Origin of the sequence: Methanosarcina sp. (assembly GCF_049706645.1) — an archaeon.
In the GTDB taxonomy this organism is placed as follows: domain Archaea; phylum Halobacteriota; class Methanosarcinia; order Methanosarcinales; family Methanosarcinaceae; genus Methanosarcina.
In genome coordinates, this window is sequence record NZ_JBNAKP010000007.1 from 110,584 (window position 1) to 127,506 (window position 16,923).

At 45.0% G+C, this 16,923-nt stretch carries 10 protein-coding genes; 7 read left to right on the forward strand and 3 right to left on the reverse strand.

The genetic code is table 11. The features are described 5' to 3' along the window. Window positions 1-506 precede the first annotated feature (506 nt). Complete coding sequence (locus ACPK8D_RS02755) at window positions 507-3,005, forward strand: oligosaccharyl transferase, archaeosortase A system-associated (RefSeq protein ID WP_424716311.1); 2,499 nt, start codon at window positions 507-509, stop codon at window positions 3,003-3,005. 373 nt (window positions 3,006-3,378) lie between these two features. On the opposite strand, the gene ACPK8D_RS02760 is transcribed toward ACPK8D_RS02755, so the two are convergent. Further along, window positions 3,379-4,845, reverse strand: a complete 1,467-nt coding sequence (locus ACPK8D_RS02760; protein WP_424716312.1) for a DHH family phosphoesterase — start codon at window positions 4,843-4,845, stop codon at window positions 3,379-3,381. 543 nt (window positions 4,846-5,388) lie between these two features. Between ACPK8D_RS02760 and ACPK8D_RS02765 the strand changes: the two genes are divergently transcribed. From ACPK8D_RS02765 to ACPK8D_RS02790, 6 genes are all read left to right on the forward strand, one after another. Further along, window positions 5,389-6,897 carry an NAD(P)H-hydrate dehydratase gene (locus ACPK8D_RS02765; protein WP_424716313.1) on the forward strand — a complete coding sequence of 503 codons (1,509 nt, stop codon included), beginning with the start codon at window positions 5,389-5,391 and terminating at the stop codon, window positions 6,895-6,897. 287 nt (window positions 6,898-7,184) lie between these two features. Next, window positions 7,185-7,370: a hypothetical protein gene (locus ACPK8D_RS02770; protein WP_424716314.1), complete on the forward strand. Its 186-nt coding sequence runs from the start codon at window positions 7,185-7,187 to the stop codon at window positions 7,368-7,370. Window positions 7,371-7,563: 193 nt separating this feature from the next. Beyond that, window positions 7,564-8,031, forward strand: coding sequence for a cyclic pyranopterin monophosphate synthase MoaC (gene moaC, locus ACPK8D_RS02775; protein ID WP_424716315.1), 468 nt, complete (start codon window positions 7,564-7,566; stop codon window positions 8,029-8,031). A 76-nt stretch (window positions 8,032-8,107) separates the two neighbouring features. Then, window positions 8,108-8,959, forward strand: a complete 852-nt coding sequence (locus ACPK8D_RS02780; RefSeq protein ID WP_424716316.1) for a ribose-phosphate diphosphokinase — start codon at window positions 8,108-8,110, stop codon at window positions 8,957-8,959. Between the two features lie 61 nt (window positions 8,960-9,020). After that, entirely contained in the window at window positions 9,021-9,773 is a 753-nt protein-coding gene (locus tag ACPK8D_RS02785) for a hypothetical protein (RefSeq protein WP_424716317.1), read from the forward strand. A 435-nt stretch (window positions 9,774-10,208) separates the two neighbouring features. After that, the gene (locus ACPK8D_RS02790; RefSeq protein WP_424716318.1) at window positions 10,209-10,997 is read left to right on the forward strand and encodes a C15orf41 family protein; all 789 of its coding nucleotides are present in this window, start codon (window positions 10,209-10,211) and stop codon (window positions 10,995-10,997) included. Window positions 10,998-11,228: 231 nt separating this feature from the next. Here the strand turns inward: ACPK8D_RS02790 and ACPK8D_RS02795 are convergent, their stop codons facing one another. Beyond that, entirely contained in the window at window positions 11,229-14,441 is a 3,213-nt protein-coding gene (locus tag ACPK8D_RS02795; RefSeq protein ID WP_424716319.1) for a DNA double-strand break repair ATPase Rad50, read from the reverse strand. After that, the gene (locus tag ACPK8D_RS02800; RefSeq protein ID WP_424716320.1) at window positions 14,438-16,483 is read right to left on the reverse strand and encodes a metallophosphoesterase; all 2,046 of its coding nucleotides are present in this window, start codon (window positions 16,481-16,483) and stop codon (window positions 14,438-14,440) included. The genes ACPK8D_RS02795 and ACPK8D_RS02800 overlap by 4 nt, the downstream gene beginning before the upstream one ends. Between the last annotated feature and the right edge of the window lie 440 nt (window positions 16,484-16,923).

The window sequence follows — 16,923 nt, forward strand, 5'->3', positions numbered from 1 at the left end:
GTACCGGATCGTATTAGTGGTACCGGATCACATAGATATTTTCATCAGTAGTACAGAATATTTGATTAGTAGAACAAATATTTTATTTGATTAGTAGAACAAACATTTTATTTGATAGTATAAGATCTTTTTATTGGCGGGATTAGATATTTCCATTAATAGTATCAAATCTTTTCATTAGTAACATATAGCTTTTTATTGGTAATACCAGATCGGCTATTGGTAGCATCGGCCGCTTACAGTACTCGCAGACCTTCCATAAGTAATAACAGATCTTCTTTACGGTTTCAACAATTCATTAAGCTCAACGATTATAAGTATATTGAAGAATTCATACCAACATTAAGAGAGGTATATATAATACTTGCCAGATGAGGTTACGAATCAGGAGTTCTCACCTTCTCATCCGGGTTAAGAGACCTTAAAGTTATTATATTAATTCGAATACTATCAAAGATTACTTTACTTAAAAGTACAATAAAGCAAACAGCTAAAAATTAAAAGAGATGGTTACAACGAATAAAGGTATGGGATGCCCGGTGGCAAAACGGCCAGCTAATAATTTAAAATTCGGTATTATTGCTCTGACCGCAGTTCTAATAGTTGCTTTTCTCATGCGCATGCTGTCATATGCCTCGGTTACTGCAAACGGAAGCATAACCTTCAATGGATATGATGACTTCTACCATATGCGGCGCATTTTATATACAGCTTCCAATTTCCCCCAACCCCTTAATTTCGATTCTTACATCAATTATCCTTACGGTTTTGAAGTCGGGTGGCCGCCTCTTTTTGACCTGTTAGGCGGGCTGCTTGCAAAAATCCTGGGAGGAGGGCAGCCGGATTTGCACACCATCGAGTTTGCAGGAGCCCTGCTGCCAGTACTTCTTGGGGTTCTGACAATAATTCCGTTGTATGTTGCAGCCGCCTCGGTATTTGACAGAAAAACCGCGTTTCTTGGGGCCTTCATTTTTGCAGTGCTTCCGGCACATGTATATATATCACGGTTTGGGGCAGTTGACCATCACGTAGCAGAGACTCTCCTCTCAACTTCAGCTTATGCATTCTTCATATTTGCCTTAAAATGGGCAGGCGAAGGATCTCTTTCCCTGACTTCTCTTAGAAACATCTCCTCTGAAAAGAAACTTATAAAATCGCTAGCTTCCGCAGTAGCATCCGGATTTTTCTTCGCACTCCTGATTTTCACATGGATAGGAGCTCCGGTTTTTGTGAGTTTTATTGTACTTTATGCATTCATACAGACCGCACTTGACCTCAGGGCCGGAAAAAATTCCGACTATCTACTCATCTGTACTGTTACAACTCTGCTTGCAACACTCCTTTTCACTATCCCTCTCTCAGCCGGGTCCGTCCGCCAGGGCCTGGAAATGAGCGCAATGTATCTCTCATGGTTCCAGGTATTCTATGTGCTCAGCCTGCTGGCCGGAACCTTAATCCTCTGGGGCTTTTCCTCATATATCTCGAAAAAAGGCCTGGACTGGAAGTACTATCCAGCGATCTTAATACTGGTTTCCATAGCAGGGCTTCTGTCCCTCAGGATTTTTTCCGCCGGATCCTACGCTTTCGTAATTGAGGGAATGAGGTTCTTCCTCGGGAAAGGCGAATACATAGGCACGATTTCCGAAGCAGTGCCGTTGTTTTTAACCGCACAGGGAAAACTTACCTTTTCGGCAGTACTGGGAAGCCTGGGGCTTTGCTTCCCTGCAGCTGTGGGAGGACTTTTCCTTCTAGGCCTTGAGTGGAAAGGAGAAAAATCAAAGCCCGAAGGGATATTTTTCCTTTTGTGGTCAATCTTTTTCGCATATTTAGCGATCTCTCAGAGACGTTTTTCATATCTGTTCGCAGTAAACGTCGCAATCCTTACCTCATATCTGCTCTGGGTTCTTCTTGAGTCGTTTAACTTTGAGGCTGAAATAAGAAAACTGTTAAAAACCGGACCGATGACCGGGAAAAATACAATGCCTGTACTTAAGGCGGAAAAGGAAACAAAATCAAAAACAAAATCAAAATCGAAAGTAAACAATCCATCAAGCTCGAAAAAGGGCCTGCTGGAACCCGATTACTTCAAAATTGTCTCATCCGTGGTATTGATAGGGCTTATATTTGTACCCTGTGTATGGGCCGGATTTGCTTTTGCAAAAGAAGGAGGCTCGGTTGATCCCGAATGGGAGGAGTCTCTGAGGTGGCTTGAAGCCTCGAGCCCTGAAACTTCTTATCACCTTGAACCTTCCGAAACTCCCGAATATGGGGTTTTGAGCTGGTGGGACTACGGAAACTGGATCATTTACCTGGCAAAAAGGCCTGTCGTTTCAAACAACTTCCAGACCGGCATACAGGATTCTGCACTTTTCTTCACAACCGATTCCGAGGAGGAAGCAAAGGCCGTCATGGAAAAGCTCAAAGTAAAATATGTAATAACCGACGATCAGATGGCAGGTGGCAAGTTTGGGGCTATTGTTGAGCTTGCAGGCAAGGATATCGGGAATTACCTCAAAATAGAAACCGTAAATGGGAAAAATGGCCTTGAGACCGTTGCAACTGCTAAAAAGGAATTCATGAGTACCGAAATATATAAACTTCATGAACTTGACGGAACAAATCTCGGAAATCTGAGGCTTGTCCATGAAAGTACTCTTCCTGAAGATAAGAATGAAAAGAAAAATGACGTAAAGGTATTCGAATTTGTCCCCGGAGCCAGGCTATCAGGTACTGCAAGCCCGGGACAAAACATTAATGCCACCCTTGAGCTCAACTCGAACATAGGCCGAAAATTCACATATAATAATGAAGCAATGTCGGATGAAAACGGTTCATTTGAAATAACCGTACCTTACTCGACCGAAAATTCGGCAGGTGGGGTCAACGCTGTATCGGCTTATTCCCTGAGTGCAGGAGAAAATGTTATAATCTCAGGAGTCAAGGTAACGGAAAGTGATATCCTGAACGGGAGCCGGGTAGAGGTGAAAATTCCGGAAGCGAGCTGAGCATTTTCGGAACCGGACTTTAAAAATGAAAACCGGATATTAGAAGATTCAAAAAAACTAAGAGCTTTAAAAGTTAGAAATTTCAGAAAATTGGAAGGTTTAAAGAAATTAGAAGCCTTCGAAAAATTAGAAGACTCAAAGAAATTAGAACTCTTAGGAGAATTAGAATATTAAAAGACTGAGTAGAGGAAGAAAAAAAATCTTTTTCCTCTTTCTTCTCTCTACTTTTCTCTCATTTTTTTCTATATTTTCTCTTTTTCGTATCATTTCTTGATTTCTTTAAAAGAATTTACTCAAGATTTTGAGGGAATAAGTTCACTCTTTTGAGAGAACGATTCCAGCCACGGGGCTACCGCAGAGAATCCCGGAAATTTCATTCTCCCGCACTTTCAACTCCGACTGCGCTCAGGAACCTTTTGACCACGGCTTCATTAACCAGCCTCAGTAGTGTCTGCCGGTCTTTTGTAGCGCTGAAAACCCCAAGGGGAATCTGGGCTCCCGCTGCGTTTGCATGCCCGCCTGCGTCTTCGCCGAAAGCCTGGCGCATAATTTCACCGAGATTAATCCTGATATCGTTGCTGCGCCCGGAGATATAGATGCGGTCTTCAGTGACCCCAAAAACCACGGTTGTAGAGATTCCTTCAAGACTCAAGAGATAATCCGCAGCTTGGGGGAGCGTATCCCTATCCCTTATGTTCCCGACATTTGAGAGAAGATAACTTCCCAGCACCTGCCGGTTCCTGATGGCTTCTCCGAGCACTTCAAGGGTTTCGATGGCCATTGAAGGCTGCTCAAGCTGATCCAGGATCCCGTGGTTCGACAGGGGATAAAGGTATGAAGCAGCTGAGAGGTCTGCAGGATCAGTCTTCCGCTTGAAATCCTGGGTGTCAGTCCGAATCCCATAGAGCAGGGCCGTTGCCAGGGTTTTTGAGATATTGATATTGAGTTGCTGCAGGTACTTTGTCATTATAGTAGCCGTTGCCCCGAAATTAGGCCGGATGTCTATGTACTCAGCCTTTATCTCGGTTTCTCCGGGTGGGTGATGGTCAATTACAATGCCCACATAAGAGTTAGGGGGAACCATGTTGTTAACGCCGGGAATCGAGCAGTCTATCAGGGCAATTTCATCGAAGCCTTTAAGGTCGTGCTCTTCCATCTTGCCCAGGTCAATCCCGAGCAGATTTACAAAGGCTTTATTTTCCTGATGCCCGATCCTGCCGTGGTAGAGGATGTTTGCTTCGACCCCTAGGCTCTTAGCAATCTCTTTCAGGGCAAGCCCGCTCGAAATCGCATCGGGATCAGGGTTATCGTGAATAACAATAGCAAGTCTTTTATCCCTTATTCCTTTCAGCCACCGGGCAAGCCTGTTGCCCCTGTGAACCGACTCGGCTCTCTCAAGGGAACGGGAGAGAGAGCTTGCAACAAGCTTGGAAGGCATAAAAACATAATCTGCCCCAAGATCTTCCATTTTTTCCTTATTGATAATGTCTGAGGCCCTGGAAAAGAGCTGAACATCAGGGTTAATTGCCCTTTTGAAATTCTCAATGCCCTTTCTGTTCGCCTCGTTATTGGAAGTCAGGAAAAGTATAACAACAACGTTTTTAAGGTCAATCTTATCGACAAGCTCAGGATCGGCGATATCGCCTACAATCGCTTCAAAGCCTTCCTCCCTGAGAGTCTCAACCTTAGCTTCGTCTTTATCTACAATAATTACGAGCTTATTGCTTTCCCTGAGCTCTTTTGCAAGCGCAAAACCGACACTTCCACTGCCCAGAACAAGGTATCTGGGTTTGACTGTACTTTTAATATTGCTATCCGCATCTTTTGAAAAATTAGCCAAAAATAGTCCTCCCTGTTTTATATAAGTCCAGACACGTGCAAAGGAAAGCAAACATTTGATCAGAATCCTGCCTGTTCACGTTTTACTGCAGTAAATTAACTGCAAGGCTAATGTAGTTTTTTAAACCGTATCTTGATGATTTAGACTGTTTCTTAATGATTTAGACCATTTTTTAACGATTTAAAATGTTTTTCCTGCTAATTAATACTCTTACGGGATTATACCTACGACCCATCTCTATGAGAAATTCTCATACGGGATTATACTTTATGAATCGTGCTCTTAAGGAATTAATATCGTTTTTACGAAAAATTCAGTAATGCCGGTATATTATGTTATATCGGAATGTAACGTATATAGTTAATAGCATCAAATAGGTTTTCCTCGGTGTAAAAATATAATAAATAAATTACCTCAATTACCCTAGAGATATATAATAATTTCTATGACAGTCTATAAGCCAGAGAGTTCAGGCTTGCAAAAGCATTTGAAAGATTAAACGGGTAACAGAGACCAGATAAAATAGGCCGGCAGGTAATTATTATGAAGAGCATCAGTTCTTTGAGGATGAAGGCAATAGACAGAAATTGTGAATGCCTTGGGCTTCTACCTGTCCAGTTAATGGAAAATGCAGGGGCCGCTATCGCGCAGAACATACGGGAAAAACTTGAAAGCGGCAGGGTACTTTTTATCGCAGGCCGGGGAAACAACGGAGGAGACGCTTTTGTTGCCGCCAGGCATCTTGCAGGTTCTTCAGGATATACGGTAAAGGTAATCCTGCTGGGAAAAGCCAGGGATATAGGAACGAAAGAAGCTTGCCACAACTTTTCCCTGCTGAAGTTCAGCCGCGTGGAGATGCTCGAAATTCCGGACTCAAGCCAGCTTGAAGCTGCGGCTTCGGACTGGTTTTCAGAAGCTGACCTGCTCGTAGACGCCATATTCGGAACCGGAATAAAAGGGAAGATAAAAGAACCCGAGTCCACGGTTATCGACCTTATAAACCGGGAAGGAAATGCCGGAAAAACCGTAATTTCGGTTGATATTCCTTCAGGACTCGATCCTGACGGTGAAAGCTTTGAAAAGGCTGTACATGCAGGGCTTACAGTCACTTTTCACCGTATGAAAATCGGACTTTTGAGCGAGAAGGCAAAAGAATACACCGGCATGATAAAGGTTGCCGAGATAGGAATCTTTGCCGACGCCGAACAATATGTCGGCCCCGGAGACCTGATGATGCTATACAGGCGGAAGTCACTGGGACACAAAGGAGATTCAGGAAAAATCCTTGTTATAGGAGGCGGCCCGTACTCGGGAGCCCCGGCCCTTGCAGCTCTTGCAGCCCTCAGGGCAGGGGCAGACCTTGTGACCCTGGCAGTCCCTGTAGATGTAGCCGAAATCGTGGCATCTTATTCTCCGAACCTGATCGTCCGAAAACTCTCTTCGAACATTCTCTGCCCGGAGGATCTTTCCATACTTGTGGACCTTATAAATTCGCATGATGTGGTAGTGATGGGAATGGGATTGGGAAGAGCGGCAGAAACTCTGGAAACCGTCCGGAAAATCCTTCCTTTTTGCAGGAAAGCCGTCCTTGATGCCGATGCTCTCTCAGCCCTATCAGGCGCTATCTTTGAGAGCCTTGCAGGCAACTGTGAACTGATAGTAACACCGCATGCAGGAGAGTTTGCCCGCCTGAGGGATACGGAAACCCCAGAAAACCATGAGTCCCGTATTAAAGCCGTCAGGGAATTTTCGGAGGAAAAAGGGGTTGTAACGCTTCTTAAAGGAAAAATCGATATTATCTCGGATGGAAAACAGACCCTGCTGAACAGGACAGGAAATGCAGGCATGACAGTAGGAGGCACGGGAGACGTCCTTGCAGGACTTACAGGATCGCTTTTTTCAAGAAATCCCGCATTCCTTGCGGCAGCCTGTGCTGCGTATATTAACGGAACAGCCGGAGATCTGGCTTTTGAGAAGGCGGGCAACGGGCTGCTTGCAACGGACGTTATAGAAAAGATTCCTGAAATAATTAAAGAAGCCGATATAGGGTAAAAGAGATAAAAAATTAAACTCTAAAGCTTCCAGTCAGCACTGGAAATCTAATATTGTGATAATTAATACTGCAAGTTATTTAATGCTAGAATTAACTCAGCGCTGAGGTTCGGTCCAATGCTGTGATTTAATCCAGCACTGCGCTTTAATCAACGCTGCAGTATACTCAATGCTGAATTTACTCAAACGCTAAGATTAGTTAAAAGCTGTAATTAGCTGCAGTTAATATTGTTATATTGCAAATTAATCGAACATTTTAATGTACGTAAGATGGGGAGGCAAATTGCATGGTTCAGGAAATTGACAGGAAAATCGAGCTGGAAATCGAAAGAAACAGGATAAGAGTTACTATTTTTCACGGGGAAGACGAACAGGTCATAAAACTCAACCTGGAAGAAGCGAGAGAGCTTGCACAGGAACTGGAAAAAGCAATTGAAGATTACTCAAAAAGAAAACAGATCAGGATTGACTGATCCGAGAAAAACAAGCTAAAAAGCCAGATAAAAGCGCTGGAAGGCCAGGGAAAGGATACTGGAAGGCCAGGGAAAGGATACCGGAAGGCCAGGAAAAGGTACGAAAAACAGAAAAAAAGGAAATCAAAAGCCATATAGGCTAGAAACCAGTCAGGGTAAAGTTAATATAAAGTATGAAAAACGCGGTGATTTCGTGGAAAAGCAATTTACTCATATTGAGTCAGACAGAGCGCGTATGGTAGACATCAGCGAAAAGCGTGAGATTCCAAGATTGGCGCGGGCTGCAGGAGAGATCATACTTTCCTGGGAGACTATAGAGAAGATAAGAACCGGGAATGTGGAAAAAGGCAATGTGCTTGCAACTGCGCGGGTTGCAGCCGTACTTGCAATTAAAAAAACCCCTGAAATAATCCCAATGTGCCACCAGATCCCGATCACTTCCATAGACGTGGGTTTCGAAATCAAAGAAAAAATGATTTCAGCGGAGGTAGAGGTCAGGACTGTCGGGAAAACAGGGGTTGAGATGGAAGCCCTCACAGGGGTTTCGGCGGCGCTGCTGACGATATGGGATATGGTAAAATCGGCGGAAAAAGACGAGAGTGGGAATTATCCCAATACTTCAATACAAAATATCAGGGTGCTCGAAAAGCTCAAAGGGTAAAATTGAGGGTAAGCGCATTAAAAATAAGCTTTTTAAAGGATGGGATATATCAAGACGGCAGACTGAGGTATATATCTTGAAGATTATAGGTGGACCAGCATCACAATTACTTGCCAGCCGCACTGCCCGGGCTTTAGGGACACAGCCTGTGCTTTGCGAGTTTAATCGTTTCCCTGACGGGGAACTTTATCTCCGAGTCGCAGAAGAGACCGAAAACGAGCGTGTGACTCTTATCCAGAGCACGCCTACCGATTCGGACCTTGTTTCCCTGCTCCAGCTTATCGATGCCTGTGAAGGGGCAAGAGAGCTTAATGTCGTGATTCCTTACATGGGATATGCCAGACAGGACAAGAAGTTCAAGCCAGGAGAGCCGATCAGTGCCCGTGCAGTTGCCCGCTGCATCAGCGCTGACCGAATTTTTACAATAAATATCCACGAAAAAAGTGTACTTAAATATTTCTCCGGCCCTGCGGACAACCTTGACGCAGCTAAACTGGTCGGGGAATATATTGCAGGGCTTGATCTGGAAGACCCTCTTCTGATCGCTCCGGATTCCGGAGCCGAAGGACTTGTAAAGCACGTATCTTCAGGCCTGGGCTTCGATTATGACCATCTGGAGAAAACGAGACTCAGCGGAGATACGGTTGTAATCAAGACAAAGAATCTCGATGTAACAGGCAGGCGCGTTGTCATTGTAGATGATATGATCGCAACAGGCGGGACAATGGCCGAATCTATCAGGATGCTCCGAGACCAGGGAGCAGCAGACGTTTACATTGCCTGCGTACATCCCGTACTTGCAAGGAACGCAGCTTTAAGGCTCTTCAATGCGGGCGTAAAGGATATAATCGGAACCGATACCCTTGAAAGAGCCGAGAGCAGGCTGAGTGTTGCCCCCCTGATTGCAGACGCCCTCAAAGGGCTCTGACTAAAATACTTTAATTTTTATTACCGTTAACTATTTTTTATATTCTGCTGTCTTTAGTAGTATGACCCTTCCAGAAGTCTGCCCACTTGATGAAAGCCAGACATGTAAAGGGCGGGAATGCCACCTCTTCTGCCTTGAGTGGAGAACGAGAGAGCCCACCTGCCTCATAGGCTACAGCACAACAAGTAAAATTAAATCAGGAAAAGCTGACCGCAACAAGGATACATATGCTGAGGACACTTTCCGCAAATTAGGCAGGCAGCCCATTTCTAAAAGAAAAAATGTCTCTGAAAAAGGAGACTGGACACCCACCAGGCTCGCAGAAAACCCTCCAAAAAGACCTGTTGAAAGGAAAGAGGCGAGCTTTACTCTGAGCCAGGGTTTCCAGGAAACAACTGTAAGAAATCCTGACCCTAAACCTGATAGAGAAGCTGTTAAGAATCCCGACCCGAAGCCTGAGAGAAACCATGATGAAAGGCTGAGAGAAAGGTACACGGCCAATGATGCTGAAAAAGCCTCCATACGGCTGGAATCCAGACTGAAAAAAGAGCAGGCTGAACAGAATCCGGTTATATGTGCAAAAACCCAGCCAAAAATCCAGGAAAAGCCAAGAACTCCGGAGAAGGTCATTTCAAGAGATAAGCATACGACAATCTTTGCAGCCTTTGACACCGATAAAAAAGATAACTCTTACCTGTCAGGGAAAGAAGAAAAAGCAAAAAAGCCCCCTGAGAACAGGGAAAAGCGCAAGAAACTTGACGAAGTGATGGAAATAGACCTTCCTGACACTCACGATGAAGAGTTCTGGAGTTGAACGCAACCGTTGGGCCGCAACCGTTGCGCCGGTTGATCACGCCGTTGCCAGGGGTTTTCGCTCAAGCCTTTTTTGAAAAGGCTTGCGATCAAGCCGTTTTTGAAAAGGTTTGCGTAGTTAATAACTCTTAGCTCGAAAAAATAACCCGGTATCAGGCAGAAGTTAAGGATTAAGGGTTTTAACCCGTGAAGAAAAATGTCTTCTTCACTCCGTGGTTTCTGAAATGAACCCTCCAGACTCATTTAAGAAGCCAGGTGTTCCGGGTTTTAGGGCATTGATTATAATTATAAACCATGAGCATAGAAGGAATTATGAGGAAATCAATTGTACGTCTGAGAAAGACTTTTGATATCGTAAAATTCTCGTTTTTCATGCTGCTTAAATTTCATTTTGCATGCCCGGGAAGAAAACAAAAAAGGGATATGATGATTAAGGATGGACCGCCAGACATATCAGAAAATATACAGTTCACTGCATGACTTCAAAGATGTTTTCCGCCTTTCGGAGGAATATTCCAAGCCTGTGGGCGTGCTCGCAACAATTCTCAACCAGAAAATCGTGAAAAAGACGAGATTCAAACACAGGAAGATTTATTCCAGAGAGAATGAGCTTTTCTTAAAATGGAAGCAGGGACGTACGATTCTTGATCTTGCGGAATATACAGGCTTTCCTCCGACCCTTATGGCATCACTCATTATGAAAAACTGCGAGATTTCCAAGAAAAGTATAAACTGGCTTTTCAAAAATTCGGATTTAATCGAAAACCGCCGCCTTAGAAAAGAAGTCAAAAAAGCCCTTCAGGCCGATCACTTCTTTTCCCCTCACGCCCACGAGATGCAGTGTAAGAAAGGTGAGATGGGAGAAGCAGTCATCCAGAAATGGCTCGATGATAGGGAAATTCCTTATTGCACCGAGGCAGAGATTCGGGCTAAGGGAGACGGTAAGACCCCGGATTTTGTCCTGGAAAATCCTATATGTATAGACAACCTCATGATCAACTGGATTGAAAGCAAAGCCCTTTTCGGGGACGACTTTGAACATGAGCACTATTCGAAGAAGCAATTTCGGGAATATGCCGATATTTTCGGGGAAGGCATGGTTGTCTACTGGTACGGGTACCTTGAAGATCTTCCTGCCGAGGGCTATCTTGTAAAGAACTACAGCTTTTTTGAAGAATACAAAGAAGAAATTGACGAGATATTTAATTATCTGGTATACTGGTAAACCCTGTCTGGCAAACTTTTTCAAAAAAAGATTTGAGTGCAAACCCCTGGAAGCGGCGTGATCAACCGGCGCAATGGTTGTGCTTGAGCGAAAACAATGAATGTCTATAGCTGAGAAATACTTATAATCCCCAAGCCCTATCCGGCGTGATCAACCGGCGCAACGGTTGTGCTTGAGCGAAAACATTAAACCCCTGAAGTTGGCGGTATTAAAGCCTTTAATGAATAAGATTTAGAGCTTTACGATAGACGACATATTGGTGAGGGGGTCTTTTTCTACCTGGAAGACGTGGTCTGCCGAATCTATAAGGGATTCGTCGTGGGAGACCACGATAATCTGGCCCACCCCGTTGCTGCGCATCAGGTCTATGAGTTTCAAAAGTTGCCCTATATGCCCGCGGTCCAGAAAAACGGTGGGCTCATCAAGGATCATGGGTGGAAGCCCGTCTACCCGATCTCCGCTAAAACCGAGAGCAAGAAGCCTGTAGATCGCACAGCGCAGGACAAGGTTAAAAATGGCACGTTCTCCCCCGCTCAGGAGTTTAGGTTCAAGGGGAGTGCCGTCTTTTCTGTAAACCATAAGATTGTATTCAGGGTCGAGTTCGATATGGGAGTAGGCATTATTTGCGTACATGAAGCTGAACATTTCATTCAAAAGGGTAGAAAGGGCCCCTATATTTTTTGCCCGCATATCAGCCCGAACACGCATATACATGTTTTCAAGCTCTTCAGCATTGCTGTATACGGCTTCGAGATACTGCTGCCTGTTTTCAAGAGCTCTGAGTTCGTCTTTCAGCTCATTGCGGCGTTTTAAGCTGTTTTCGACCATACCGGCCTCTTTTAAAAATGAATCTTTTGCAGCCGTTATTTGCCGGATTTTTTCAGAAAGGTTTGCCTGATACTCCTCAAGCCTGGTACGCTCACGCTGGAGATCTTCAAACCTGCTTCCCTGCAGTTTTCCTTCGAGCTGCTTTACCCGCTCGTTTCTTTCAAGAATCTCCCGGTCAAAGAAGCCGACCTTTTCTGTAAGGTTCCTGACGGAAGCCTCAAGCTCGGAAATTTTGTGCTTTATGTTATCCATGCGGAGCAGGTTTGCCCTCAGTTTTTTTGCCTGCAAGAGGAGCTTTTCACTCCCTGCATGGGCTTTTTTTGCCAGATCTTCTTTTTTCCGCAGGGCCTCAAGCTCAATTCCCAGAGCTTTGAGTTTTTCCTTTTCCAGATTCTCCCGTTCGGCAAGCCCTCTCAATTTCTCATTGAGCTCTCCAAGCCTTTGCCCGTAATTTTCGATCAGTGCAAGGAAAGTCCTTATTTTTCCATTCAGGGACTCGATTTCCGAGGCGTTTTCGGCAAGCTTTTTCTCAAAGGCTTTTGCCTCTCGAAGCGCTTTTTCACTCTCACTGTGGGCTTTTTGGGCCGCCTCCTCCCAGCCCTGCAGGGCTTTTATATCGGGGAGGAGCTGGCCCATTTTAGCCTCAAGTTCCTGCTTTTGCTTATTAAGACCTTCGAGTTTAAGGGAATCTTCCTCGGTCCGGGTTCTATGAATCGCTATCCTTTCTTGCAGGCCCTTCGCCTTATTCCTGAGTTTTTCGGTTTCCAGGTCGTAATCCGAAATCCGTTTCTCCAGCTTTTTTGCGTCCTTGAGCCGATTAAGTTTTTTCTCAATCTCAGCCTGCTGGAGCTTTATATCGAGAAGTTCTGCTGCAAGCTTTTCTTTCTTTTGTTCGGATTCCCCGGTTGTGCAGGCAATCTCGGAGCCTTTAAGTTCCTGCCCGCAGGTAGGGCATTTTCCTTCGGCAAGCAATTGATGGTTTTTACAAAGAACTTTTTCAAGCTCCCTGAGGGTAGTCTCAAGCTCTTTTTCCCGTCCATGCAGCCGGTTTTTATTTTCCAGCAGGAGCTCGTTGAGATATTCCAGGTCCTCAAGCTGTTCCCCGGTAAACCCAAGCCCCTTTAACCCTGTGGAAGCTTCGGATTTTTGCTCCTGGACTCCCAGAGCTGCCTTCTCATTTTCCCGGAGTTCCTCCTCAAGAATTTCAATTTCGGTTTTGCCTTTCCGAACCGCAACCCTGTAGTTTTGAAGTTCTTTATCAAGCGTGAGAAGGTTTATGTCTCCTGTTTCTTTTTCTTTGAAGGCAAGGGCAAGCTTTGTTGCAGCTTCGTTCTTCCGCTCACGCTGAAGGCTTTCTTTTTCTTCCAGTTCCTTTATAAATAAAGGAATCTCGTAAGTCTCTGCGAAGCCTGCAGCTTCTTTAAGCCTTTTATTTTCTTCCTCGATTCTCAGTATGCTTTTCCTGTTTCCTTCGATTTCCCCGTTTGTAGCCCCTATATCCGCCCTGCACTGCATAAAAGTGCATTCAGTCTCAGCCTTTTCTGTTTCGAGGTCGCGTAAGGCCTGAGTATGGACTTCTTCTTCCCTGAGGAGGAGAGCAAGTTCTTTTGAAATCCCATTTACCTTTTCCCTGGCAAGAAACTCTTCTTTTTCCTGCCGCAAGCTCAGAGTCTCAATGTCAAGGTTTCCAAAGCCGCATTCTTGCCGAATGGAATTGCTTTCTTCTCCCAATCCGAGCAGTACCTGCCTTTGCTCATGGGCTTCTCCTGAGAGGGTTTCTCTTTCCCGGATGCAGCCGGCTTTGTTTTCCTGGGATTTGAGCAGGGCCTGTCTCAGGGTATAGATTTCCTGGAGCCTTTCCCTATGTTCTGCAATTATCAGGTCGAACTTTTCTTTCTGAGCAACTGCAGCTTCTTTGCTTTCATTATATTTTTTTAAGGCAGCATCGCTTTCCTTTATCTTCTGCCTGAGCCCGTTCAGTACGACATGCGGTTCCGTATTTTCGATTGCCTCGATTTCGTCTTTTACGCCCGAAAGACTGTTGCTGGTGTCCCTTTGAAGCCTTCTGACAGCCGTTTTTGCGCTGCCCGCCCTTTCCCTGTACTCTTCAAGCTTTCCAAGCTGCAGAAGATCGTCGATCATGCGCTGCCTATCTTTTGGCTTTGCATTAATGAGTACATCAATTTCCCCCTGCCGAATATAAGCGCAGTTCCTGTATGCCTCCTCATCCATATTCAGAAGGGAACAGACCGCTTCGTAAGTCCTTGTAGCCTGATCGACAATACTTTCGCCATCGGCATAGAGCACGCATTTTGAATTTGAAGCGTTCTCACTTTTAAGGGAATACCTGAAAGCCTGTTCGATAAGATAATCCTGCCCCAGATGCTCAAAACCCAGGCTTATTTTCGCATTTTCAGCCCCTTTGAAGACTATATCCGCAAGCACAAAATCCTTTGAAAGAATTTTGCTCCCGAAAAGCCCCATGAAACAGGCCTCAAGCAGGCTGGATTTCCCGCTCCCGTTCACCCCGGAAATGACTGTAACTCCGTCTTCAAATGTAAAGTCCAGTTTTTTATAACTCCGGATGTTTTCGATATACAGGTTTTTGAGCTTCACAGGTAATCACCAAGGTTATACTGTCGAGGAACGGCAGGCTTTCCTTTTCCTTTTTTCTGCCCTGCCTTCCCCGGTTTCCCTAACTCCGTAGCCCTGGCAGGTTTTTCTTCCGGCAGCTTCCCGGATTTGCCTGGCGTTTCCTTTTCAGGCTTGCCTTTAGCCCCGGGTTCGGACAGCTTTCGAATCTCCTTCTCAGGCTCACTATCAGGAAGTCCACTTACAGGCTTAATTTCAGGCTTAATTTCAGGTCTAATTTCAGGCTGAATCTCAGGCTTAATTTCAGATTTAATTTCAGGCTGGATCTCAGATTTAATTTCAGGCTCGTTATCTTTGTCTTTCAAGAATTCAATTCCTGTTCCGGGATTTTCTCCCTGGATTTCGGAAGTTTCCTGCGGGAAACCCGACTGCTGCGACTTTATAGATCCATTAGACAGCTCTGCTGATCCCGAATCAAGCAGCTCTATAGACCCAGAATTAGATGTATGTTCAGAGTTCGATCCGGATGCCAATCCGGAACTATCGAGGCTCGCGGCTGAAGCCTCAATACTTTTTTTGGTAGTCTTTTTTTCGATGTTCGGATTTCCGTCTGAAGTCCTCAGAATTCCGGAGAGTTCGGTAATTTCAAGTTCCGGAAATCCAGATGCGGTGGAAGGGCTGGAAGGAATCTCTATCCTGAAATCAGGGCTTTTGAAGTCCGTAACTTTAGCCTCAATAAGCTTGGAGAGCCGGCCTTCGGTTTCCTCATCCACCCTTGACCTCGAGATATTCGGGCTCCGGACAATTTCGTCAATAATCAGCCCGCCGTCGTTTAAGCTCATTCTCTTGATTTCGTCTGCAACGGCATGGTCAGGATCGGAAAAGGTTACTTCTAAAACCTCCTCAGGGAGGGACTCTTTTATCCTCAGGCCTGTAACCTTTGCCACGAGAGCTCCTTTCTTAAGCAGGTATCCCTCAAGCTCGCTGAAGGACAGCACTGCCCCCAAATCCCCGGTAACTTCCAGAAATACCACGGATTCCGGGATTTCTTCAAGATGCTCGTTTACTTTGGAATAGATCTGTTCATAGGGCTTATCTTCCCCGGTCAACTCTACTGGAATGGAAAGGAATTTCCGGGTCGGAATCGTGCGCTTGCTAATCTCAACACCAGTTTCGGAAAACGTGACTATATTGTAAGAACGGGCTTCCTTCTCAGACACACTATTCCGTTCCGTACTGCCAGGGTAAGTGATCCAGGTCTCACCTGTCTTATTTTTGGTTATTGCATGTTCATGGTAATCGCCGAGAAGAACCGCATCAACCCTGAAAGGAAGGTTTTCAAGCACCTCATCACAATCCCATTCCGCATACGGGAAAGGATTCATGATCTGGTGCATTACAAGCAGTTTCCAGCAGTTTTCCTCAGGGGAAGGAGGAGTAAAAGGGGTAGAAATGGCGGAAGGGATGGAGGAGGTGGAAGGGCTGGAAGAGGCGGATGGGCTGGGAGAGGTGGAAGAAGTAGAAGAGGTAGAAGGGACGAAAGAGGTGGAAGAAGTAGAAGAGGTGGAAGGAGTAGAAATGGCGGAAGGGATGGAAGAGGTAGAAGGGATTAAAGAGGTGGAAAGAGTAGAGTCCGGCGCCTCAAATCCAGAATAATCGAATATGGGAATTTTTGATTTCGGGACACTGTCGATCCCGTAAACGGCTACATTGCCTACCATAAGCGGCTTTTTCCCGAGCCTTGCCGCAAGCCCCATTTCCTCAAAAAGGTCGAGCCACTGGGTATTTTGCTTGCTCTCATGGTTCCCGACAATTCCAAAAAAAGGTATGTCAGCCACCTTGAGCCTTGACAGGAGATTCATTGTCTCAAGGAGGTCTTCAAGGGTCGGGTTCCTCGAATCGAAAAGGTCTCCCGCATGCACTACGGCATCAACCTGCATCTCAACCGCATCGTTTACAACAAGCTCGAAAGCCGCAAAAAAATCCGTTCTCCGGGCCTCGCTGTGGTACTGCCTGTATCCCAGATGCGTGTCAGCAGTATGGAGTATCCTTATTTCCCTGGCCATGGTTCGATCAGTCTCTAATTTTTACCCTATAAGACTTTCTATATTAGTACTTAACTCATTTCCACGGGAAACTACAGAAAACAGACTTTAGCCGAATAAGGAACTTAACATCTTTCATGCCAGAAATCAGGCTAATCGACATAAACCTGACATAAGATTCAAAGGCAAACTTCCTTATTCGGTAGTTAAAATGTTAATATCAATTCAGGTAGACCTGAATTGCAACTTCAGATTGTTTTTACTCCCGCGAAAATGCGCGGCTGGAGCAGTCAAGCTTCAATCAAACGGAAATAATCTCATAAGTGGAGAAATCATTACTAAAAGTCAATAATTTAGAACTGTAAGATAAATATACTATAAAGGCGGCAGAAGGTATTTGGTTTATAGAAAGCAAAGACATTTACGTAATTACATAAAAAGTTATATTAAACTTCTAACGT